The following is a 26293-nucleotide window of genomic DNA, read 5'->3' as shown; positions in this document are numbered from 1 at the left end:
GCAACTATTATGAGTCATCAAAAAACTACTTTAGGAGAATTTATTATAAAAAATCAAGCTTCGTTTCCCTTTTCTAGTGGAGAACTATCTAGTCTTTTAAACGCACTGCGTTTGGCTGCAAAAGTGGTGAATCATGAGGTGAATAAAGCGGGTTTAGTAGATCTTTTTGGCGATTCTGGTGATGTTAATGTCCAAGGAGAACATCAACAAAAATTAGATGTATTTGCGAACAAAACATTTATACAATCTTTAAAGAATAGAAATATTGTTTGTGGTATAGTTTCAGAAGAGAACGATGAATTTATAACCATTGAAGGTCGCGATAAAGAATCAAATGGGAAGTATGTCGTATTGATGGATCCTTTGGATGGTTCTTCTAATATTGATGTGAATGTGTCTGTAGGGACTATTTTTTCAATTTATAGGAGATTAACTCCGACAGGTACTCCTGTAGAAGAAAAAGACTTTTTACAACCAGGCAGAAACCAAGTTGCCGCAGGCTATATTGTGTATGGTACGTCTACCATGTTGGTATATACCACAGGAGATGGTGTTAATGGCTTTACGCTTAATCCGGCCATTGGTTCTTTTTACCTTTCGCATCCAGATATGAAATTTCCAGAAAATGGTGCTATATATTCCGTCAATCAGGGAAATTATAGTCATTTTCCAGAAACAGTAAAGAAATACATAAAATACTGTCAGGAAGTCGACGGAGATAGACCGTATTCACAACGCTATATTGGTTCTTTAGTTTCTGATTTTCATAGAAACATGATAAAAGGAGGAATCTATTTATACCCAAATAGTACTGTTAATACCGATGGAAAACTCAGATTACTTTACGAATGTAATCCCATGGCATTTTTAACAGAGCAAGCGAGCGGTATAGCTACCGATGGAGAGCAAAGTACATTAGATATAGTGCCCACTCATATTCATGAGCGGGCACCATTTTATTGTGGAAGTCCTTCTATGATAAAAAAATTACTTGAATTTATTAGGCAATAGATTAAAATCCGTATATTCTTGTGTCAAACTAAATATATAACATGCTTAGAATTATATGCTTTCTTTGTGTTGTAATTACACTCTCTACTGAACAAGCTTATTCTCAAAACTTTGAAAGAATTTCGAATAAAGAGGGATTCAATCAAAATACTGTTAATGCCATAGAACAAGATAAATATGGATTTTTATGGTATGCCACTCCAAATGGCTTAATTCGTTATGATGGCTATGAATTTAAAACATTTAGCACCCAATCTAAGGGTGAACAAGCCATTTCTAGTAATAATATTACCTATTTATTCAACGATAAGGATGGTATTCTTTGGATAGGCACTAACGTTGGTGTTAATATCTATGTGCCTTGGTTAGAACGTTTTTTTACAGTTCCGATAAACTACAATATAGATGTTAATAAGATTGATACTAAAAATGACGGTTATGTATGGATAACGTCTTCAAAGCAATTAATACGATGCAAGTTAACAGACGTTAATAATGGTGTTTTTGAAGTGTCTGAAAATGTTTTGGATTTTAAGGATGAAACTCTAGAAATTAACACGTTTACATTTGGCCTTAAATCTTCAATTATTTTAGGAACAACAGATGGCTTAAAAATAGTAAAATACCAATCTGAAAACCCAATATTAAAATCTGAACTTCCAGCTGTAGATGATTTTGATTTTTTTAAGGATAAAGAAATCACTGAAATCATAAAAGTGGATAACATTTTTTGGATTGGTACAACAAAGGGTTTATATAGTTCTAATTTAGACGCTAATGCCAATTATTTAGTTAAGAAAATAAAGGTTCCAAATGAAGACTCTGCGTTTTATGTGAATAGTCTTTTCAATGATAATGATAATGCTATTTGGATTGGAACAACAGGCGATGGACTCTATAAATTTAATCCAATTCTAAATTCTTTTAAACATTTTAATTATGATTCAAAGAATAAAAACACCATTAGTAGTCATCAAATTAATGCCGTCTATCAAGATACTTTTGATGTGCTTTGGGTTGGTACGGCACAAGGTGGTATTAATAAATTAGACCTTTTTCAAAAACCCTTTTATGCATACACTAACAATCCTTACGATGCGTTTTCAATCGGAGATAATTTAATCACTTCAATTTTAGAAGACAATACAGGTAAGATTTGGATTTCTGGCTACAATAAAAAACTATTTAGAAGTACAGATGCCGTCACAGAAGACAATATAGATAAGATTCAATACGAAGATTTACAAAGTAAATTACCTATTGAAAACACGGATGTTATACGATGTATTTATCAAGATGAGAAAAATTATATTTGGTTTGGTACGGATAAGAAGGTCATTGTTTACAGTCCGGTAAGAAAGGGTTTTAAGGAAATTCAACTTTTATCTAGAAATGGGAAAGCGTCCTTATTCTTAACCCGAAAAATCGCGCAAATTAATGATACAGATATTGTTTTAGCAGGGAATAGAATTGTGGTTTTAGAAAATCCTTGGAATGACATCGATAATACTAGGCAACCTAAACTGACTATTAAATTCAGCTTAAAAATCGCTGCCAATAGAGTGCAGTCCTTCTTGCAAGATAGTAACAATCAATTGTGGTTTGGCACCGATGATGGTTTACTACAATGCCGATATAGAGATGGTAAAATTGAAATTGTAAGAGAGTATAACGATACTAAAACAGGTGGTAGTAAACTAAGTTACAATAGTATTTTTTCGCTTCATGAAGATGATAATAAGATTATGTGGATTGGTACGTTTGGTGGTGGTTTAAATAAGTTAACATTAGACAGTGATAGCAATCCTTTAAATATTGAGTATTTCCGTAAAAATGATATTTTACCCGATGATGTAATCTATGGAATTTTACCCCAAAAGAACAGTGCTAATTTATGGATTAGCACAGATATGGGATTGGTGCGATTTAATAAAGAAACGAGCAAAGTCAATGTTTTTGATGTAAGCGACGGCTTAATTCAAAATAATTTTAGACAATCAGCTTATGCTTTAGGAGCGTCAGGTTATATGTATTTTGGAGGTTTAAATGGTTTAACCGTTTTCGATCCACAGAAAATATCTTTAAATAGACAACCTCCAAGAGTTTTAATTACATCGCTTTTAATTAATAATAAACCTGTGAATATAGGTGAAAAATTAAATGACATCACAATTCTTAAAAAAGCGATTTCAGAAACAGATACGATAACCGTTTCTAAAAGTCAACGTATTATTTCCTTTAACTTAGTTGCGGAACACACGTCTGCGCCAGCAAAAAATAAAATAGCGTATAAATTAGATGGTTTTAACAAGGATTGGGTAGAAACAGATGAAGGTAAATCGGGAATTACATACACTAATTTATCCGCAGGGACTTACACCTTAAAAGTAAAATCAGCCAATGGTGATGGTGTTTGGAGTACTTCAAACAAAACGTTGACCTTAATTGTTTTGCCACTTTGGTACCAAACGTGGTGGAGTTACACCTTACTAGTTATTATATTTTTAGGCATTGGTGTTGGGATTGTTTTCTATTTTGTTCAGCACGAAAAATTAAAACAAAAATTAATTTATGAGCAATTAGACAAAGACAGGATGGAAGTCATTAACCAAGGTAAATTTAAATATTTTACCAATTTGTCTCATGAGTTTAGAACACCTTTAACCTTAATTTCTGGTCCGTTAGATAGAGTTATTGATAATAATACCAACCCAGAAAGTGAAAAATTCTTGGCTATCATTAAAAGAAATACGCATCGTCTTTTGAGTTTAATAGATCAGTTAATCACCTTTAGACAAGCAGAACAAGGGTATTTAAATTTAAACTTTGCAAAATCTACTTTGGGGGATTTCTTATATCCAACAACAGAGGCTTTTGAAAATTATGCCTTAGAAAAGAACATTAATTTTTATTATAAAATAAATTCTCCAAATGAAGAGATTGTTATTGATGTAGAAAAATTAGAACGAATACTTTTTAACTTACTTTCTAACGCGTTTAAAAACACACCAGTGCAAGGTACTATTAGCATTGATGCGTCTATTGTTTTTGAAGACGATGTAAAAAACATAAAAATTGATGTTATCGATACCGGTAAAGGGATTCCGAAAGAAAGTTTAAATAATATTTTTGAACGATTTTATCAATTAGGGAATCAAGATGGTAATGTTAGTGGAGGAGGTATTGGATTATCCTTTTGTAAATCGTTAGTAGAATTATTTAATGGTCGTATTTCTGTAAAAAGTAAGCCAAATAAAGAAACCCGTTTTACAGTTGTGATCCCTTCTTCAACGATTGAAGAAGTTAACATTGAAGGTAATGATGCAAAGAAATCATTTATAAAAAATTGGGTGCCCCTGCAGGGCAACGCTATAGAAGAGACCAATAATAGCAAAAAGAGCGAGAAACAACATAATGTTTTAGTTGTAGAAAACGAATTAGATATCCAGGATTTTCTTAATAATGCATTATCTGATAAATACAATATCACCATCGCAAATAATGGAGTAGAAGCATTAGAAGAAATTAAGAAAACAGAATTCAGTACTATTATAAGTGATGTAATGATGCCAGAAATGGATGGCTTTGAATTGTGTAAACGCATCAAAGCTAATCCGGAAACTTGTCAGCTACCCGTATTGTTATTAACGGCTTTGGGAGATAACGTGGATTTAATTAAAGGTTTAGAATTTGGAGCTGATGAATATATAAGTAAGCCATTTTCTTTAAAACACTTAGAGCTTCGACTGAAAAAACTCATTGAAAATAACGAGAAGATAAAAGATTATTTCTCTAAAAATAGTTTGCCTCCTAAAGACAAAAAGGAGTTGGGGTTTTCTAAAAGGGATTTAGAGTTTTTAGAAAATATCACAGAAATAATAGAGAAAAACTTATCGAATTCAAATTTTGGAGTAGAAGAATTGTCTACAGAAGCAGGTTTAAGTTCTTCTCATTTCTATAGAAAATTAAAGCAATTGACGGGGCAGGTTCCAAATGCTTATTTACGTAATTTTAGATTGCAAAGGGCAGCAGAGTTATTAGATAGTAATAGTGGTTTTAATGTTGCTGAGGTAATGTACCAAATAGGTATAGAGTCTAACTCTTATTTTTCTACCTCATTTAAAAAACTCCATGGAGTATCGCCTTCCGAGTACTCTAAACGATAAAATGATTGTTTTCAGCAACTAAATGATATAAAAAAGAATGCCATTATAATAGATATAAATTAAGTTTGTTACTCAAACAATTAATTAATTATTAAATCATTTTAAAATTATGAAAAGAACAATATTACTATTGGTATTTACAATCGCATTAACAAGTTCATTATTTGCACAAAAGAACACAGACAAAAAAGTAAATGCATACATAGAGACTGTTGAAAGTAAAATAACACTTACAGACGAAGAAAAGGCAACTTTAATTACGTTAAAGACAGCTCATGCTAATGCTGTATCTGAAATTAATGGAAAATATGAAAAAGGTTCAGAAGAGTTAAAGGCTAAAAGAAAAGAAAACAATAAGGAGTTTTCTAAAGGTCTTAATAGTGCCTTTGGTAAAGAGCGTGCTAAAGAAATAAAAGCTGCTTCTAAAAAGAATAAAGCTAAAAAGAAGAAAAAGAGGAATTAAATTCTTTCGTATTTAGGGACTATACCATAGATCGTTTTTATATAGATTAAATGTACTCTATCTAAAATAAGCCTAAATTAAATTCTAATGCCCTTTAAAAGTATTCAGTACTTTTAAAGGGCATTTGTTTTTTGCACGGTAAAGATTAAAAAAGTGACTATAATGAATCATATCTTCTATGAGTTATTTTAAGCCATTTCCTGTTATGTAGCAATTAAAATGAATGTACTGTGGCCTTATACTTTTATTGCGTTCTACGGTACAGTTAAACTACATAAAACTCAATGTTGGTCGTTGTAAATATGGATTTGCATTCTATAATAGTCAATAAATTCAGTATGTAATTAGAAAAGTAATTCTCTGTACAGATCTATAAAAAAAAATAGCTTCTTGAAGACCAAGAAGCTATTTTAGAAAGCATTTTTATTACGTTTTATCTAATACGTTCAATTGTAAAATATGTTTTGCCAGTAAACTTGTCAATTACTGCGCCGGTAGCAGAACTCTGAGCCTGGATTTCTATAGTGTCTCCAATCGTTAATTCTACTACTGACGATATTTGTCTAGCAACTTGGCTTGGATTTGTTGCATTGTTATAGTGATTTGCAGAAAACTCTTGAACAAAATTAGTACCATTTTTAACAACTGCAATTCCAAAGTATTCTGTATTAGCTTGTGAATTATCAGTATGATAGCTCGCGTTTATTCTATAGAATCCAGCAGTACTGGCAATAAATTGACTGCCAGAACTAAGCTCGGTAGAACCTGTTGCGTTTAGAGTGACATTATTAAAATTGATTTTTACCCATGGTGTTCCTCCTGCTATCGTTTGAGCTGCACCAGCCGGGTCGAATGTTGTCGTAATTAAAGAAAACGTAGAAACATCTGCCACAACAGGTATGGTTTGTTGATCCTCAAAAGTTAATTGACCAGTACCATCAGTAACTAAAATTTGATTTGCAGTACCATCTACTTTTGGAAATGCATAACCAGTATCACTAGGGTCTGCTACTTGTACCTCTCCGTTTACTCTAAATATATTGTTATTAAACTCCCCGTAAATTAGTGGTGTATCACTGCTTGAATTTTGAATGACTAACGTATTCTCAGCTGAGCCAAAACTACTATCTAAGCCCGCATTATTACCAATAAAAACGTTAGAGCTACCTGTAGTATTTCGACCTGTATTTTTACCGATAAACACATTCTCGTCGCCAGTAGCACTTCGACCAGAATTATGACCAACAAATACATTGGAGCCACCAGTAATAAGTTGACTTCCTGAGAAGGTACCCACAGCGACATTATTAACTCCAGATGTAACAAGACCTAAAGCATTGGATCCAAATGCGGAATTATTACCGCTTGTGTTAGATTTAAGCGCCCCATAACCAAATGCAGAATTATTGCTACCATTAACATTTTCATTTAGTGCTTCGTAACCTACACCTGTATTATTCGTTCCGTCTAGGTTTTTATACAAAGCATGATAACCTACCGCAGTAGTTTGATCCGCTGTATTACTATTTAAAGCTGCCGTACCAACTGCTGTATTGCCGTTTCCAGTTTTATTAGAGGTCAAAGCCAAATTACCTACTGCTACGTTGTCTGAACCTAACGTATTTTCAAACATTGCACCGTTTCCAATTGCTGTATTAGTACTACCTGTGTTTTTTCTTAAGGCATCCGCACCCATTGCTGTGTTTTGATTTGCAATAGTGTTTGCTTCTAAAGCTCTTTTTCCGAAAGCGGAATTTCCTACTCCTAAGGTATTATTTTCTAATGCTGAAAATCCAAAAGCCGAGTTATTACTCACAGTACTTTTTGATAAAGTGGCATAACCGAAAGCAGAATTATGATTTCCATCGACATTCAATTCTAATGATTTATAACCTACGCCAACATTATTATTGTCAGTGGCATCATCATTTACACCAGCATCTATACCAATAAAAATAGAAGAACCATCTTCAGAACCATCGACATCTGATTTTGCATCAGAAAGGTCGTTCAGTTTTTCAATACTTGAAAATCTAATCCAACTTGTTGTTGCTTGATCCCAATGATAAAATCCTTTAGAATTTAAACCAACCGTTGTGGTAAGGTAAACAAGCATTCCATCTTGTGCAGCGGTAGGACTTGTTCCGGGGAAAGCGTCAATTCTTGGTATTAATATACCATCTGTATTAGAAGGTGTCGCTTGGTTAGATGCGGTAATATCTAGAGAGGCTTTTGGATCTGTATTGCCAACACCAACTTGTGCGTAAGAAAAAGAGACCATAATTAACAACGCATAAAAAACAATATTTCTATGACGCACTTCTCTTACTTTAACTAATTTGTTTTTCATATTATGAGGGAGGTTTATGTATGTTAAAATTTAATGTTATTTTTATTAATATGGACTACATCTTTATTGTTTTATAAATTTGAAAACTTGAACTTCACTATGTTCTGAATACGCTTTTAGAAAATAAACTCCTTTATTTAGTAGTGAAACATCAAAAGACGCTTGATGGCTTTTAAATTCTAAAACTTTCTGTCCTGTAGTGTTATAAATAATTGCAGAAGCGATTTCTTTTGATAATCTAAAATTTTGCTTTACAGGATTTGGAAATAAAGTAAGCTTATTAAAATCTTCATTAGAGTCAATACTTAATGTTTCTCCTACTAAGAAAGCTCCTTCTGGTCTCACATAGGGTTCGTAATCTGGTTTTGGTAATTGTACCATTCTATCATTTATGTCTTGCATTATAACCATTTCATCTGCCGTAATTAAACCATCGGTAATGGTTGTACTCAACGTTATAGCTGCCCCTGCATCTGTAAAAGTTCTTACAAAACGGTAAGCTTGTTCCGTTTCAAAAATTAAATTGGCACTAGCAACGCTCCATTGCTGCCTAATAGGTGCAAAGTAATGTTTTAATGCTAGTTTGCTGCCATCGTAAGAAGACCACGGGTTTTCTGTAATTAAAGGAAAAGAAAATTCTTCGTATGCCCAAGAGTTTGGTGGTGCTCCTTGTCCTAATGGTGTCGGGTGTCCGGCTGTAAAATCCATATAAGGATCATTTGCTTCTAAAAAGAAAACTTTATAATCTGTAGGGTTTTCATCATTTATGCCATCAGAATCTACTAATATATTCTCTCCATCTTCATTCTTTACATAAGATTTGGTAATGTTGGTTGCAATAGCTGCATCTGGATCAACTTCTCTAATCATAGCGATAAAAGCATTTAAATCGCCTGGTAAATTAGAAACATTATCTATCCAATACCCATCAACCAATCCGTTAAATCGTTCAAAAAAGCCTCTAGCTAAAGTTTGCCATGCTAGACCTTCATCTCCAGCAAAATTAGTAGTGTAATAATTTTCCCATCCAACAACAATTCCTGCTTCGGTGGCATCAACATTACCTTGAATTCTTGATGGTCCTGCTCCATTTACATAGAGAATTACTTTTTTTCCTGCATTCTTAAAAACATCAATAACATCGAGTATAATTTGCTCATTTTCTAATGAAGGCACCATGCCAGGGTGAATTTCATTAGCAATATCTACATAAGGATTATCTCTTAAAGTATAAAAGTAACCATGTGCTGGATGTGTAAAATTGGTAATAATATGCCCTACAGCTGGTAAATTATCTACAATCTCCTGCGCACCACCAATCCAGTCATAATCACTGTCATTATCTAATCTAATACCACCATGTAAATTAAATCTTACACCCCAAGATCCGGATAGAATTGCGGCTAGTGGTACGGTTTGTTCAGAATATCCTGAAATAGTATCAATGTAATAGGTTGAAGTTAATGCTGTTTCATCTTCAGAAGCTAATTCTATAACTATTTGGTCATAACCTCCTGCTAAAATAATCGCAGTCGGAATGGTTATACCGTCAAAATTGAAAGTAAAAGATTCCCATGTGTCTCCTTCTGTAAATAATGATTGATCAAAAGTAACAGCCGAAGCTCCAAGGCTAGAGTTTCTTAAAGACAATCGAATGCTATTATTTGTGGAGTTAAAAGCTGAGGTTGCTAAAGTTGTATATGCTTTTAAAGAAATAGTATAGGAAGATAAATCTGTAATAGGATTCGTTAAATCAAAACTGATGGTAGGGTTGGCCTCCCCATTTCTTATAAATTTAGAAACTGCAGTGTTTAAGTTTAAGCCGTTTATTTCCAGGTTTGCTTCATTTGTTATAAATGTACCGCCTGTAGCAGTATTAAAATTAATGTTTTGGATACTACTTGAATTCTCATACCAAGTTTGTTGCGCCGTAATAGAGCTCAAGCAGAGAAATGAAAATAGAACTATTAAATTAATTTTATTAATCATGCGTTTTTATTTTTTATAAAGGTAATTAGTAGTCTATTATTATAGTTTCTCTAATCCATCAGCTTCTTACTGTAATCCATCTAAACTATTATATCCTAATATTGAGACCGATAAGATTGTAAAAGCACCATTATTTCATTTTTAGTTAATTCAAAAAGGTATTGTTTGTGTTCGGTGCTTCAAATTTTGGTAAAATGATGAATTGATGGATTAAAGCAACATTTAAGGCAATATCAGATATAGTATAGTTCTATAATTTTGTTATTTAGCGGAAGCATTAAAACGTTTTAAAGTGATTCTTAAAAGCGTAATAATTTAGAAATGTATAAGTCAGAAGGCTTTTAAGAGTAAAGCCAGAATTTAATAAAATTGAAATGAAGTATAAAGATTTTATCACCTATGTGGTTGCTGGTATTTTATGTTTTAACTGTACGGCACAAAATTCAAAAGTAGTCAATCAAAAAATACAGGCTACCGATAGACCAGAACCTAATGTTATTTTATTACTTACAGATGATTTAGGATGGCAAGATGTAAAGGTTTATGATATTGACGAACCATCTCCATATGAAACCCCAAACCTAGACACTTTAGCAAAAAAAGGAGTTCAGTTTTGGCAAGCGTACTCTCCGGCTCCGACGTGTGCGCCCAGTCGGTGTGCAATTATGAGCGGAACGCATCCGGCCAGAGCCCAAAAGACACACGTGGTAGGTGGTGCGCCTCCTACGGTTTATGGTAATAAAAATTCGCAACGCATTATAGATCCTTGGTATAGCGGTCGTATGCCCGAAAACGAAATGACTCTAGCGAGAGTATTACAGCAAAAAGGTTACACTACAGGACATACCGGAAAATGGCATATGGCTATTAATCACTTTGCTTTTCCACAACCAACAGACCAAGGGTTTGATGTGTCTACTGCAGATCGTGGCGCAACAAGTCCACAAAAACCGCATCGTTTAACCGATTTTGCAACGACTAAAGCAGATGATCCGTTCCGATTAGATGAGAATGGGTTTCCTTTTCATCAAAATAGTCAGGATGCTTTAACTTTTTTAAAGGAGAATAAACAAGATCCGTTTTTCTTGTACTATGCAACGTTTTTAGTACACGCACCAATTCACACAAGAAGTAAAGCGCTTTTAGAAAAATATTGTGAAAAATTGGGCGTGCCTTTTCCAACAGATCCTAACCATTGGGATGTAAAAGGACAAAATAACCCTTACTATGCTGCCATGGTAGAAATGTTAGATTATTACGTCGGACAAGTTTTTAATTATTTAGAAACCACTGATGATCCCCGTTGGCCTGGACATAAATTAAGTGAAAACACCTATATTATTTTTACTTCGGATAACGGAGGTATGGAAAACGCGCATGGTGATGTGGTAACCGATAATTATCCTTTAGATAAAGGAAAGATAAATGCTAAAGAAGGAGGAACGAGAGTACCTTTATTAATATCAGGACCTGGGATAAAGAAAGGAGTGGAGTCTGATGTTGTGGTTAATGGACTCGATTTTTACCCAACCATTTTATCTTTATTAGATATAGAAAAACCTAAGGATAAGCATTTAGATGGTGCAGATTTAGCGACATTGTTGCTAGAAGATCCTACCAATTCTAAATTAGTTTTAGATAAAAATGGTAACGAAAGAACGACGATGATGTGGCATTTTCCACATGCGTCATACCAAAGTACGTTGCGTGTAGGTGATTATAAATTTATTAGAAATTATGATTATAAAAATAATTCTAAAACACCAAAATTTGAGTTATACAAATTATATGCCACCAATAATGGAGTCGCAGAACGTGTAGATATTGAAGAGGCTAATAATTTAGCAACATCAAATCCTGAAAAAATTAAGGAAATGAACGCGCAGTTGACTTCTATTTTAACCGAAATGAAGGCCAGTTATCCATCGTATAATCCGTATTATAAAAGTGAGATGGAGCATAAAGAAACGGTTCCGACTGTGATATTTGCATCAAAAGATAATAACCAAGTGACTTTTAAATTTAAAGAAAATGGAGCTAAGGTGGTAACCGCTAATTTAATTTATACAACCAATGGCGGACATCGTTATGAAGAATGGTTTAAAGCTGATGCTAAAATAAACGCTGACGGAACCATCACAGCTAATTTACCAAATGGAACAACACATTACATTATTAATGTTATTGATACGCATAATTTCTTAGTTAGTTACCCTGAAATGCCGACTGTAAAATCACTTAAAAAGGACAAAAAGAACTACTCTAACTATGCTTTAAAGAACAATTAATTATTTGCACGAGATTAAAGAATTAAAAATATATAATGAGTGTAACTGTCTGTTTTTCTGAATAAAAGACTTTATTTTACAGGGAATGAGTCTGTTTTTGATTGATTTAAGCAACTGAATATCAATTAAAGTGGCTAAATTTGACTAACTAAAATTTTAAACTATATATATTATGAAAAAACAATTACTTTTTACTTTAGCTTTTCTAGGAGCTATAACGTTTGCGTCAGCACAAACAGAAATAGCATTTGATGCAGCAGGAGATGATCTTCAGACTTTTACTGTTGGACAACAAGGTTCAGATGATCTTGATGAAGGTATTATTACGGTAGGTGGTACAGGTGTACTAGTATCTAATAATAATTTTATGGGTGTTAGGTCTGATACTCCTACAGATAATGGAGCAACTGGTGTATGGAGTTTTACCATAGCTACGACATCGACTACTGCAATAAACGCAACACTTAATTTAGATATGGCAAAAAGACCAGGATGTAGTGTAAGTGGAACAGTTGCTGTATCAGGATACACAAACACGTCTTATTCTTTTGGGTCTGATGGAACTGATGTTTCTGCAGTAATAGACGCACCTATTGAATTTGGATCAATTATTTCACTTGTTAGTGGATCTCCCTTAACCGTTACTATAACATTAGACGAAATGTTAAATGTAGATAATACGGCTACATCTATTTTTAGATTAGAAAATGTTATATTAGAAAGAAATGGTTCTTTAAGTGTTGAAGAAATTTCAGCTAATAGCATTGTTGCTAGTGTTTCTCCAAATCCTACAGCAAACAGCTTTCAAATAAATTCTAATAAGAGTATTGAAAGTGTAAAATTATATAATATCACAGGTCGTTTAGTAAAAACATTTGGTGAAGAAGCTAATTATGATATCAGTGATTTAACAACTGGAATTTACATTGCAAACATCAAGACGCAATTAGGATCTAAAACGATCAAAGTTGTAAAAGAGTAAGCTATTCTATTTACGTTAAATTGATTTTAATAAAAGAGTCCCTTAGTAAAGTTTACTAAGGGATTTTTTTTGCTTTTCTGTAATGTGATAAAGTGCGTTTTTAAGGATTACTGAATGACTAATTACTACATTAAGGTAATTACTCTTCGCTAGGTCAATAAAAGTTTTAAGCGATAGTAAATGATTAGTGCAAGAGCTAAATAGCTGTTTATCAGCGGGAGTTGTTTGTTTTTACAAGAAATGAGAATGCTTTTGGGTGAATTCAGCAAGGGAGAGTTGTTTGATATAATTAACTTTGACTAACTAATTTTTAAACCAATATATTATGAAAAAACAATTACTTTTTACATTTGCTTTAGTAGCAACATTCTTCGCTGCCTCAGCGCAGTCAAATACATTTACGTTTACGGGGACATCTTCTGATAGTGAAACTTTCCCGTTTGGTTCAACTGCGGGAGTGTACGCGCTTTCTGGATCTGATTTCAGTCAGGGTGCTAGCTTTATTAGTTACAACGCAGTAGTTGAAAGCGGAAGTCCTGTGAGCGAAACATTTGGAATAAACACTTCTGGTGCTAATCCAGAAGGTACTTTATCTTTTAACTATAGAAAAAGAGCAGCAATGACAGGTGTAGTAACAATTTCTGTACCAGGACAAAGTGATGTCACTTATACATTACCTGATACTTCTGCAGAAGATGGGACAGCTAATGCATTAGTAGAAAAGACTATAGAATATCCTAATGTGCTTTCTCTATCTGCATCGACTACAAACGTTACAATTACAGTTGATGAATTAGCTGAGAATGGAGTTAATAATGTGCGATTAAGAATTTACGATGTTACAGTAAATGGAACTTTATCTACAACTGATTTTGAAACTATGGAAACTGCGGTTAAAATTTATCCTAACCCAGCAAAGAATAGCTTCCAAATAGATTCTAATAACAGTATCGATAGTGTACAGTTATATAGCATTACGGGGCAATTATTAAAAACGTTTAAGCAAGAAGCTAATTATGATATTAGTGATTTAGCAACAGGAGTTTATATTGCAAATATCAAAACACAATTAGGTTCTAAAACGTTAAGAATTGTGAAAGATTAAAGTTGTATAGCTTTATTCTAAGTCCAAAATCTTAACCTGCTTAATGATATTAAAATTGAAAGGTAGTAATTCACATTGCTACCTTTTTTTTGATTTATTAAATGAAAATTAAGTGATTTAACTAGTATATGGATTTATCTAAAATTTTAATATCAGCCTTTTTGGTTCTGTCTAATATTCTATTTAGTCAATCTGTACCACCAATAAAAGGAATAGTGATAGATGAAAACAAAGCACCGATAGAATTTGTTTCCGTAGCACTCTTAAAACAGAAAGATTCTACATTTATTAACTATACCCTTACTGATGTTAAGGGCGAATTTGTAATACTAGATACGCCAAAAGATTCGCTTTTATTACAGTTTTCGTATTTGGGTTATGTTACCCATTTTAAGCCTATTCACTATACCAACAAACCTATAGATTTGGGTGAAATCATTCTCAAAGAAGAGGCTTTTGAGTTAGATGCCGTGACGTTATCTGCTGTAATACCCATTCAAATAAAAGAAGATACGATTGCTTTTAATGCTAATTCTTTTAAAGTGAATCCTAGTGATAATCTCGAAACACTTTTAAAAAAGTTACCTGGTTTAGAAATTGAATCTAATGGAAAAGTTGTCGCTCAGGGCAACCAAGTTACAAAGATATTTGTAGATGGTAAAGAATTTTTTGGTGGAGACCCGGCCATTGTATTAAAAAATTTATCGGCAGATGCCATTGCAAAAGTTGAAATAATAGATAAAAAAAGTGATGAGGCAGAATTAACCGGAGTAGATGATGGTAACAAACAGATTGTAATCAATTTCACCTTGAAAAAATCGAGAAAGAATCAGGGTTTCGGAAAAGCGTCTGCAGGTATAGGATTAGACAGTCGTTATTTTGGTAACCTCAATTACAATAAATTTTCACCCAAAACGCAATTGGCTGTTATTGGCAAATTCAATAATATCAACATTACGGGATCTAACATTCAAGGATTTTTAGAAAACGCAGATGGTATTGCAGATGATTCTGATGACGACACTTCTAATGCTTCTAAAACAAAAAGTTTAAGCGGTTATTTAGAAACAGGTGTTGGTGGGGTCAATGTTAGTCATGAGTTTAAAGATAAAGAATCTTTTAATGCCGACTATTTTTACAATCTATCGGATAATAGCGGAACATCATTTTCTAAACGGATTTCTTTTTCAAATACAAATAATTTTGATTTTGAAGCCGATAATGGTTTCGATAAAATTTCAAAAAACCACAACTTTAACTTCAATTATAAAAACAAATCTAGAAGTACAAACAGCCTCACCATTAAAGGACGTTTAATATCGGATGCGGTTGTTCAAAATTCAACCAGAGACGGTTTATACTTTACTGAAGATGGAGACTTAGTGACGTCCAATCGTCAGAGTTATAGTAATAATAACATTAAAAAGACATTTAACGTTAACATCAATTTCTATCAGAAATTAGCTAAGGTTGGTCGTAGTTTTAGTGTAGGATTTAATACTAATATCAACGGACAAACCAAGGATAATAAACAGACTACTTTTGTCACTAACAATATAAATACGGATACCCCTTCAGTTAGAGAGATTTTTGCTTTACGAGACGAAACATTTAATAATGGATTGTACAATTTCAATATTAAATACACAGAACCTTTAGGTAATAATCATTATTTTAAACTTCATTCTTCTGTAAGGATCTTAAATCAAGATGAAGACATTTATCAACTTAAAACAACTGTAACTAACGATAATGCGGAGGAGCTGATAACATTTAAGTACAATAATAGGGAAAGCAGTTACCAAAACCGATTGGGGTACAATTACAGTGTTAAAAAGCTAAATGTTTATACAGGTATTGAGCTTCAAGAGCTCGATAGATCGTTTGGTGTGGTTACTGAAGACGGTTTTAATAGTCGTCAGTTTTACGTCAACCCATTTTCAACGGTGCAATACAAGCCTCGGAACGGTGTAAAATACCGATTAGTCTATAACAAAAAAATACGTAGCCCTCGTACAGCGGAAAGCTCTACAGTTATTAATGATTTGAATCCGTTTTATATAAGGAAGGGAAATCCGAATCTTAAACCAGAAAAGACTGATGATCTCAATATCATAGCCAATATATATAATTACAAATCATCATTAAATTTTACAAGTAGAATTAGATATCAGTTTTCTACAGACGCTATTATACCAAATATTACAATTGATGACGACTTTGTAAAAACAAGAAGCTATATCAATAGTGGAGAGCGAAAACGATTTACCTCATTTTTTAATTTTAGTAAAAAAATAAAAGGATTAGGAATTCGCTATGCTATAAAGAATAGTAATTTTTATAATGTTTCAACCTCATTAATTAACCTTCAACTTAACGATGTGGAATCTAAAGATATCTCAGTAGGATTGTCTTTAGAGAACGCTAATAAGAATGTTGTGGACTTAAAGATTGGGACTAATTACAGCGTTAATAATACGTCATTTTCTATAGAACAAGATCTTAATCGTATTTATAAAAAGCAGCATTATTTTGCGGCTGTAGATTATGATTTTATAGAGAATCTAAATTTTAATACACAATTTGATTATTTCTCTTATGCTGATAATCAATTTGCGACAAATCTGGAACTTCCTATATGGAATATGGCTATTTCCTACACATTTGGAAATAGCCATAATAGTCTTAAATTGGTCTTAATAGACTTACTCGATGAAAATGTGGATTTCGAAAGACGAAGCACCACTAATTATTTTGAAGAAACCACTTCAGAAAGTTTAGGACGCTACATTATTTTAAGTTATACCCATAGACTCGGTAGCCGAAAGCAACAGAAAGGTTAAGGGCCTTAAATAGTGTAGCGTATAAATGTTACTGCTTTATTAACTTTAAAGTGCTACTATCACCATCCTTATTGGTTACTTGTAAAAAGTATAAACCTGAATTAATTCTAGAGATATCAATATTCTGATACTGATCCTTGAACTCTAAAGTCTTTGCACCATGTATATTATACAATACACCAGATTCTACAGGTTTATTTAGACTAAAAACACCTTTCGCTGGATTAGGAAACACTAATAGGTCCTGAAGGTTATCTTCCACATCATCTACCCCTAAACTCTCTAAATCTAAATGAAAAGTAATATCATAAACTCTAAATCTTGGAGGAAGTGCATTATCTGCATTGATGAGATCTGTAACTAAAACTTCCATCGTCTGAGCAGATTCAGTAAATGTAGTAGGAACGTTAAATTCGTAATACAAGTCATCGGCATCTCTAGTACTTGTATATTCAAAACTTTGGGTTTCATCGCCAATAGTAACATCAAAATTTGCGGTATCTCCTTCGCGCGATCTTATATGAAATACAATTTTTTCGCAAACTACCGATTGTTCAGCTTTTACGTTAATATGAAATCCATCACCACCACCTACAGTTCTCATTTGAATAAATGACGAATTTGCTGTGGCACCACCAATTAATTCACCATAGACATCTGATTCTTCAGGTTCAAACAACTGTACTTCGTCTAAAGTATTAAGTGTGATTTTAGTGATATTAACAATCTCAAGTTCTTCAGATAATACTAAGAAATTATTTTCATCTCTTAAATTAAACACAATTCCAGAAGCATCATCAGGTACGTTTGCCGTTATTATATTATCGTTTATAGTGACAGCTTCAGCTTCAAACCATTCTTCATTTTGTTCGTTTTTTCTATACAATAAATGTCCATAACTAATTACTGCTTCACCTGAACTATTGGCTATGATTGCAGTTGCTACACCTGAATTTTCATCATAAGTTACTAAGTTAATTGCAGGTACTAGCAGTTGATTTTCTAAAGGGCCATCAGGTTCTGCATAATCAGGGTTCCATGCTGGAAATCTTGCATCATTATCTATTAAATAGGCTTCTAATGTATTGATCATATCTTGTTTTAATGTCTGATCCATCGTAGTTATAACATTTATAGTTTCCTCTACATCTACAAGATTATCTCCTCCATTATACAGTTGATATGCTTCGTAAGTATTGTCAATATAATTTTTATATAATTTGTAATTACCTCTTCGAATAGATGATTTTGATCGTTCATCAGAAGCATTAGGATAGTGCCAAAAAAGATCTGTTCTTTCGGTTGTTACACCACCTCTTGTTTGTTCTACAATGGTATTAGTTCCTTTTAGTAAATCACTTAAATCTGCACCATCAAAATCATCAGAAAGATTGCTAGCTATAGTTGTTCCCGTTAAAGATAAAATTGTTGGAAAAAAATCTAAACCATTAACAACATTGCTATATTCAGCTACTGGAATCTCTGGCCCAGTTACTATCATAGGCACACGAATACCACCTTCTCTAGAACTTGTTTTTCCTAAATCTAAAGGGAAATTATCTGCTACAACTTCAAATCCATTAGCCGCATTATTTTGTTCTGAAGCTCCATTATCTGAAGAAAATATAATATATGTTGTTTCGAATAACGTTTTACCTGGATGTCTAGGATCGTTAGTTGCTTGTAAATAATCAACTAGCTTACCTAAACTCCAATCTACTGTTTGCACCATAGCGCCATAAAATGGATTATATTCTCCAGCAGCAGTTAAAGGTGTCGTTTCCGTTGGTATACCATTTGGACCAACATCAGCAGGATCTATTTGACCAGAATTAACTAATGTTTGCGTTATAGCCTGTAACATTGGTAGATCTCTAGTTTGAATAGGAGTATGCACTAACCAAGTAGCCATATATAAGAAAAATGGTTCACCAGATCCTCCATTAGCAGCTACTCTATTCTCCATATACGCTACAGCTTCATCTGTAACAGAATCATATGGTATTCCATCAGCATCTAAAGGGTAATTTGGATCATTCCCACCAAAATTTGAAATATCATATCTATCACCCATATTTTGGTTTACACCTCTACTTGTAAATTCAGTATCAAAGCCTTGGTCTACAGCTACAGGAAAACCATTGGCTCCATCAACATGCCATTTACCAACATGGCCTGTATGGTATCCATTTGTACTTAAAGCTTCTGCTATAGTGTATTCATTAACATCTAATCTTTTTGGAAAATAAGGGCCTATCATTTTACGATCAGCTTGTGAATTCCTTAATATAGGTAAACCACCACCAGATACTTGAGTTACTTTAGTTTTAATAGGGTGTCTGCCACTTAACATTGCTGCTCTAGATGGAGCACAAGTAGGTGCAGGAGAATAGGCTTGCGAAAACTTAGCCCCAGCAGCAGCTAAAGCTTCCATCTTAGGAGTTTCCCAAGGAACAGGGTCGCCTAGGTTATTAAGATTAGTATCTTGCCAACCTAAATCATCTACGTAAAAAATAACAATATTAGGCTTGTCTATAACTTGACCATGTACTTGTGGGAATAAAAGTAAGCTGAACAAAAAAAGCAATGTAGTGTTTTTCATAATAAATTTATTTTAGGTAAAGGTAAAATTTATGAAGAAATCACTTCTGCTATAATTCACCAAAAATTTACTTAAATCGACCATTTCTTTTTATAGACCAAGTTGCTGTTATCGTCCTATGTCATCTAACTTCTCGTATGAGTCCATTGGTTTTAGGGGATGTGGTTATAGCAAAGAAGCTGCCCTTTAACATCAAAGAAATCATATCTATGATGTTATAGAGCAGCTTGTAAGTTGTTAAAAAAAGATTTATTCTTTTAATAGTTTTAGCGTTGATTTGCGACCATCGTTATGAATCACTTGTAAAAAGTATAAACCTGTTTTTAGATTTGAAATGTCTATATCTTGATACTGATTATTAAATTCGTATGCTTTTGCTCCATATAAATTATATAACACACCAGATTCAACTTCCTTTGAAAGACTGAAAGTGCCTGTTACAGGGTTAGGGAATACCTTTAGATTTTGGCTATTCGCTTCTACCTCATCAACTCCTAAGAATTCGTCGATATGAAATGTAAGATCATAAACTCTAAATCGGGGTGTTAAGCCATCGGAATTTGTAAGTGCTGTAGTTGCAATTTCTAGTTCTTGAGGTGTATTTGTAAAGGTCACCGGAATATCAAAGTCAAATTCAACATCATCAGTATTTGATAAGCTGGTGTAATTAAAACTTTGCGTTTCACCTGCAATAGTAACATCAAAACTTACCTCATCATTTATTTGAGATCTTATGCCAAATGTAATTCTACTGCATATCACTGAAGTACCAGTTATAGCTTTTACAAGAAATTTTGCGCCATCTCCTCCTCCTTCTGTTCGCGTTTGAAGATAACTAGCATTACCATTTATAGTCGTAGCTCCTATGAGTTCAGAATGATCTGTTCCAGGATTAAAAAGTTGAAGTACATCAGAACTATTAAGCGTAATCTGCTTTAAAGGAATGGTTGCTAATTCTTCTGATATAATTAAAAAATTATTGTCATCTATTAGCGTGAATACAATTCCAATCGCTGAATCTGGAACATCAGCAGTAATCACATTTCCATTTACGGTAGCGTCTAGTTCAAACCATTCTTCATCATTCTCTTTGTAAAGTACATAGGCTGTGCTAATGGCAGCCTGACTTGGTTCTGTTGTAACAATCGTTGTTCCAACACGCGAAGCTTGATCAAAAGTTGTTGAAACTATTGATGGTACATTATTTTGATTTTCTAATGGAGCATCAGAACCAGTGTAATCTGCATTCCGTTGTGGATATCGCGCGTTGTTAGCTAGTAAAAATGTTTCTAATTTAGTAATCAATCCATTCACAGTAGCGGCATCAATGGTGTTAATGACATTTGTTGTTTCTTCTAAATCGTGATTACTTCCATCTGTATTATACAATTGATAAAGCTCGTAAGATCCATCTAAATGATTTTTGTATAGTTTATATTCATTACTTCGAATAGCCGATTGCATTTGGTCATCTTGATTGTGTGGAAAATGCCAATACAGATCAGTTCGTTCGCTTCCACTAGCATCTTCTACGACAGTAGATTCATTTTTTAACAATGGAGATAAATCAAGACCATCTAATTTATCGGTAATACTTACATCTGCTGTTGTATTAGTTAATGATAAAATGGTAGGGAAAAAATCTAAATGCGATACCACATTGTTGTAATTTCCAACAGCTACCTCAGGACCTGTTATAACCAGTGGAGTACGAATACCTCCTTCTTGAATATATTTTTTACCTTTATCTAACGGAAAATTATCAGTAACCATTTCTGGACCAACATTTTCCACTCCACCATTATCAGATGCGAAAATGATATACGTGGTTTCATATAATTTTTTACCTGGATGTCTTGGATCATCTGTTACTTTTAAATAATCTACAATTTTACCTAAACTCCAATCTAAAGACGCAACCATAGCTCCATAATAAGGATTGGTTTGTCCAGGTGTCGTAATATTTGCTTCAGAAGTAGGTACCGGAATGCCTAATTTTTCGCAATAGTAAGTTAATAAGGCTAAATCTCTGGTTTGTATAGGTGCGTGTACTAACCACGTCGCCATATATAAGAAAAATGGTTCAGAATTATTAAGCTCTAAGAATGCCAATGCCTCTTCTGTAACGTCATCATAAGGTCTGCCATCTTCATCAATCATAAACGGATCATCTACAGCTGCTGTTGCGTAATTAACAGTTCTATCATCCATACCATTAGCAATACCTCTTCCTGTAAAATGAGAATCAAATCCCTGATCTATTGCTTCAGGAAATCTATTGTGTTTCACTGCCATGTGCCATTTACCAACTTGGCCAGAGACATAACCTTGAGGTTTTAAAGCTTCTGCAATAGTTGTTTCTTCTAGGTGTAACCTCCCTCTATAATAAGGGTGAATCATCTTATTGCTATTATTGTTAACGTTGACTTCTGGAATCTGTCCTCCAGACACATGAGTCATTCGCGTTTGTGTGGTGTGACGACCACTCATCATTGCGCTTCGTGATGGAGCACAAGTAGGAGCAGGAGCGTAGGCTTGAGAAAAATTAGCACCTTCTGCTGCTAAACTTAACATGTTTGGAGTTTCCCATGGTACAACAGCGCCTTCGTCATTTAGTTGAGTGTCTTGCCAACCTAGATCATCTGCGTAGAAAATTATGACATTTGGTCTATCAATAATTTGAGCATATAATTGTGGTATTAAAAAGAGACTAAATAAATAAAGTAGTGTTGTGTTTTTCATCATTAAATTGTTTTTGATAAAGATAAATTTCATAGCGCGTTCATTTCTGCTATAATTACCCAAAAGGTTTCTCATATAGACCATTTGTGTGTTTAACGACTTCTTTTTGTGTTGTTTATAAATTGTCTGTGTTGTGAATTATCATTTCATTGGTTTATTTATCTAACAAAAAAAGCACCATAGTTTAACGCTATGGTGCTTTTTTTAATTTGAAATCGTTTAATTATTTAACAGCAATTGCTTTAGTTGCAAATACTTTAGTAGTTTTTTGGTAACCACCATCCGGATAACCGATTAAGTAGTTGTTTTCGTCAATTAAGTTGAATACGTAGTGCGTTGTACCTTTAGGTAAGGTTACAGAAACATTATCATGTCTAAGATTCATAGTAATAGGAAACCAGATTTCACCAGGAATACCACCATTAGTCGTGTATATTAATTCTGCCTTTACCACCTTAGCTCCATTGTTTTTATATTTTAACCAAACATTATTTCCATCTATGCCATGTTCAACAACTGTAGGTACTTTAGATTTGTTAGGTAAAGATGCTTTACTGGTAGGGTTTAAATAAGGATATCTCGCATTTAACTTTTCTAAGCGCTCTGTTAAAAGACGGTTCATCTCTTTTGTTTTCTCCGGCATTTTTTCTGCTAGATTTTGAGATTCTTCAATATCCACACGTTTTGAATCCTTTTCATACAATTGATATAAAGCTAAATCTGTCTTTTCCTCAGTTACCGTATATTCACGTACCAGTTTAAAGCCGCCAATTCGTAAAGTCGATTGCATAGCGCTGTTTGGAAAGTGCCACATCATCGTATTTCTTGGTTCTCCGGTTTCAGGATCTAAAACGAGTTGAGCATCTGTTGGGTCTTTATCTAATAATGTAGATAAATCAGCACCGTCAAATATTTGATTCGCATCTTTTGGAGTGTCTGTCCAGCTTAATATAGTAGGGTAGAAGTCTACACCATTTACCATTACATTAGATTCTGCGTTTGGTTTAATAGTTGGGCCTGTTATAATTAATGGTACTCTTACACCACCTTCTTTAGCATTTATCTTTCCTTTATCTAAAGGATAGTTGTCTGTGATAATTTCTCCCGTATGTCTTTCCATACCACCATTATCAGAGGTGAAAATGACATAAGTGTTTTCAATTAACATATGTCCTGGCCATCTTGGATCTTCTGTTTCTTCAAGGTATGTAATAAGTTGACCTGTATAATGATCTATCATTTCTACCATAGCGGCGTAATAGGCATTTTTCTGACCGTTTTCGTCCCACATGTCATTCTTTTTAGGATACTCTAATCCTAATTTTTCATAGTATTTACGTAATAACGCTTCACTACGTGTTTGAATAGGAGTGTGTACTAAACGAGAGGCATAAAACAGAAAAAACGGGTCTTTTTTGTTCGCATCCATAAAATCAATACCATCTTGGGTAATGTCATCAAAAGGGAAACCATCTTCGTCTAAGGTAAATGGATCTGAAGCATCCGTTGTAGCAAATCCTTTTGTTCTATCGGCCATTCTTTTGTGAGCACCAAACCCATGTTTGGTAAAATCAAAACCTTGTTCTTCTGGTAAAGGTTCGTCTGTTCTTGCGATACCAACATGCCATTTTCCTGAGTGTCCTGTTTTGTAGCCATTAGATTTAAGCGATTCTGCAATGGTTACTTTTGAAGCATCTAATGCACCTCGCATCCAAGGGCTAATTAAGGTAGAGCCATGGTTAAAAGGTAATGGTGGATGACCTCCTCTTACGCTAGTTCTTTCTAAACGAACAGGATGTTGTCCTGATAGTATAGCACCTCTAGATGGAGAACACGTAGTTGCAGGCGAATAGGCTTGCCAAAATAAAACACCTTCTTTGGCTAATCTGTCAATGTTTGGCGTTTCAAAAGGCGAAGGCTCGTCAATATCGTAACATTTTACGTCTTGCCATCCCAAATCGTCTGTTAAGATTAATACGATATTTGGTTTTTTTGGACGTTCTTTATCTAACTCAACTGGTCCATTGTTGCTACATGTAGCGGATAAATTAAGTGAAAATAGAAGTGAAAATAGAATTAGTTTAGACATTGTATTTATGTAAATAATTATTAGATATAGTTTTATGTTGAACATATAAGTGGTTTAAGACTTATATTGATGAACGAAGTTAGTTTTTCTTGTTCTTTTTCTTTTTATTTTTTTTGTTCGATTTTTGTTTTTTTGCTGATTTAGCAGGCTTTCCAATTAAAAAAGGTTTTTTTTCTTCAGCTGTTGCATTTCTATCAAATAACACGGCATATTTCTGATATAAGTTATCCTCTACCGCTTCTTTCTTTAATTTGGCAAGGTGCTCATCGTAAATCTTACGCATTTTTTCAAGCTGTTTTTGGGAAGAAGGATCGGTAGCTTTGTTGGTCATTTCTAGTCGATCTTTCCCTATATGGTAAAGCTCTTCGGTTGTACTCATCTCATCATCTTCATAATTCCAAAAAATGTATTTCCAATCTTTAGAAACTACTCCCATGGCTTGTATTTCGTCATTGCCCCACATATTAGTAAGTGCAACAGTTTCACGTTTAAATTTCTTTGGCTTTTCTATCAATAAACGTAAATCTTCACCATCCATATTAGCAGGAGGTTCAATGCCTGCATATCTTAAAATTGTTGGAGCCATATCGATGTTTGCTGTAATTTCTTCACGTCTCACACCTCTTTCATTGATAGGCGTTCTAGGATCGTAAATAATTAAAGGCGATTTTGAAGCTTCTTCATAAGGTAATACTTTTCCGCCCATATTATGTGCTCCACAGCTATACCCATTATCACTCGTAAATATGATAATGGTATTGTCGGCAATACCTTGCTCTTCTAACGTTTTTCTAATCATTCCCAATGCGTAATCGACACCGTGGATTAACTGATTGTAATTTTTAATGGTTTTTTGGTAACTTTCTTCAGAATCGCGCCAAAACGTATAGTCGTTATATTGTCTTCCTGTCTTGGCTTGTGGCGCTAAATGAGTTGCATTTTCGGCACCATAGTTATCTGGTTTTTTATAGGTTTTTCCTTCGTAGACATAATCAAAATATTGGTCTGGTGAAAATGGCATATGTGGTGCTTTAAAACTGATAGACATTGAAAAAGGTTTGCCTGATTCTTTTGCTTCAATAATAAAATCCTCAGCCCAAGCAGCATAAGCTCTTGTGCTATGTGGATATTTTTCAGCATATTTAGCCATATACTTGTTGTTGGCCGTTTTGTAACTTGTTTGGCCTAAACCACCTGCCCAATTATCAAAATCATCTACCGGAAGTGCATCCCAACTATTGTGTCTTGTACTGTTGCCTTCATCAGAAACAGCTAATCCAAATTTACCAGCAAACCCTGTATAGTAGCCTTGTTCTCTTAAAAGAACTGGGTAAGATTTAGCAAACTTATCCTTTCTTAAAGGGCCGTGATCAAAATTACAGCCCGCTTTATATTCGTACATACCTGTTAAAATAATGGCTCTACTCGCCATGCAAATCGCAGTGGTGTTGTAATGATTTTCAAATAAAACGCCTTCTTCTGCTAAGGCATCCATATTTGGTGTGACTACTTGGTCGTTACCATAACAACCTGTTGCAATATTGGTTTGGTCATCTGACAAAAGGAAGATAATGTTTGGTTTGTCTTGTGCAAAACTACTTGCTGTAATTGTGCAGATGATTAATGATAGAAAAATTTTTTTCATAAACTTTTACGATTGTTT

Annotated in this window: 13 protein-coding genes; 7 read left to right on the top strand and 6 right to left on the bottom strand. The window is 33.7% G+C overall.

Annotated elements, in window-relative coordinates:
• Positions 1-9 precede the first annotated feature (9 nt).
• The 3 genes from fbp to DFQ09_RS13660 all read left to right on the top strand — a co-directional run bounded on the left by fbp (position 10) and on the right by DFQ09_RS13660 (position 5640).
• A complete protein-coding gene (gene fbp, locus DFQ09_RS13670) occupies positions 10-1011 on the top strand; it encodes a class 1 fructose-bisphosphatase (RefSeq protein WP_115811262.1) in 1002 nt (333 codons plus the stop codon).
• A 41-nt stretch (positions 1012-1052) separates the two neighbouring features.
• Positions 1053-5177 (top strand): hybrid sensor histidine kinase/response regulator transcription factor, encoded by a 4125-nt coding sequence (locus DFQ09_RS13665; RefSeq protein ID WP_115811260.1) that lies wholly within the window; start codon positions 1053-1055, stop codon positions 5175-5177.
• Positions 5178-5286: 109 nt separating this feature from the next.
• Positions 5287-5640 (top strand): hypothetical protein, encoded by a 354-nt coding sequence (locus DFQ09_RS13660; protein ID WP_115811258.1) that lies wholly within the window; start codon positions 5287-5289, stop codon positions 5638-5640.
• A gap of 433 nt (positions 5641-6073) precedes the next feature.
• On the opposite strand, the gene DFQ09_RS13655 is transcribed toward DFQ09_RS13660, so the two are convergent.
• Both DFQ09_RS13655 and DFQ09_RS13650 read right to left on the bottom strand, forming a co-directional pair.
• Positions 6074-7990, bottom strand: coding sequence for a hypothetical protein (locus DFQ09_RS13655; protein WP_115811256.1), 1917 nt, complete (start codon positions 7988-7990; stop codon positions 6074-6076).
• Between the two features lie 63 nt (positions 7991-8053).
• Complete coding sequence (locus DFQ09_RS13650) at positions 8054-9979, bottom strand: T9SS type A sorting domain-containing protein (RefSeq protein ID WP_115811254.1); 1926 nt, start codon at positions 9977-9979, stop codon at positions 8054-8056.
• Between the two features lie 374 nt (positions 9980-10353).
• Here DFQ09_RS13650 and DFQ09_RS13645 point away from each other — a divergent pair, with 374 nt between their 5' ends.
• The 4 genes from DFQ09_RS13645 to DFQ09_RS13630 all read left to right on the top strand — a co-directional run bounded on the left by DFQ09_RS13645 (position 10354) and on the right by DFQ09_RS13630 (position 17197).
• Positions 10354-12267, top strand: coding sequence for a sulfatase (locus DFQ09_RS13645; RefSeq protein WP_115811252.1), 1914 nt, complete (start codon positions 10354-10356; stop codon positions 12265-12267).
• 172 nt (positions 12268-12439) lie between these two features.
• Positions 12440-13249, top strand: coding sequence for a T9SS type A sorting domain-containing protein (locus DFQ09_RS13640; RefSeq protein WP_115811250.1), 810 nt, complete (start codon positions 12440-12442; stop codon positions 13247-13249).
• A 325-nt stretch (positions 13250-13574) separates the two neighbouring features.
• A complete protein-coding gene (locus tag DFQ09_RS13635; protein ID WP_115811248.1) occupies positions 13575-14354 on the top strand; it encodes a T9SS type A sorting domain-containing protein in 780 nt (259 codons plus the stop codon).
• Between the two features lie 128 nt (positions 14355-14482).
• Complete coding sequence (locus tag DFQ09_RS13630) at positions 14483-17197, top strand: outer membrane beta-barrel protein (RefSeq protein WP_115811246.1); 2715 nt, start codon at positions 14483-14485, stop codon at positions 17195-17197.
• A gap of 28 nt (positions 17198-17225) precedes the next feature.
• Here the strand turns inward: DFQ09_RS13630 and DFQ09_RS13625 are convergent, their stop codons facing one another.
• From DFQ09_RS13625 to DFQ09_RS13610, 4 genes are all read right to left on the bottom strand, one after another.
• Complete coding sequence (locus DFQ09_RS13625; protein ID WP_115811244.1) at positions 17226-19799, bottom strand: sulfatase-like hydrolase/transferase; 2574 nt, start codon at positions 19797-19799, stop codon at positions 17226-17228.
• 249 nt (positions 19800-20048) lie between these two features.
• On the bottom strand, positions 20049-22544 hold the full coding sequence (locus tag DFQ09_RS13620) for a sulfatase-like hydrolase/transferase (protein ID WP_181897184.1): 2496 nt from the start codon (positions 22542-22544) through the stop codon (positions 20049-20051).
• Positions 22545-22764: 220 nt separating this feature from the next.
• Entirely contained in the window at positions 22765-24630 is a 1866-nt protein-coding gene (locus DFQ09_RS13615; protein ID WP_115811240.1) for a sulfatase, read from the bottom strand.
• Between the two features lie 79 nt (positions 24631-24709).
• Positions 24710-26275 (bottom strand): sulfatase family protein, encoded by a 1566-nt coding sequence (locus DFQ09_RS13610; protein WP_115811237.1) that lies wholly within the window; start codon positions 26273-26275, stop codon positions 24710-24712.
• Between the last annotated feature and the right edge of the window lie 18 nt (positions 26276-26293).

It is taken from the genome of Winogradskyella pacifica, from assembly GCF_003386275.1.
GTDB lineage: Bacteria > Bacteroidota > Bacteroidia > Flavobacteriales > Flavobacteriaceae > Winogradskyella > Winogradskyella pacifica.
This window is presented reverse-complemented; position numbering and strand designations above follow the sequence as displayed.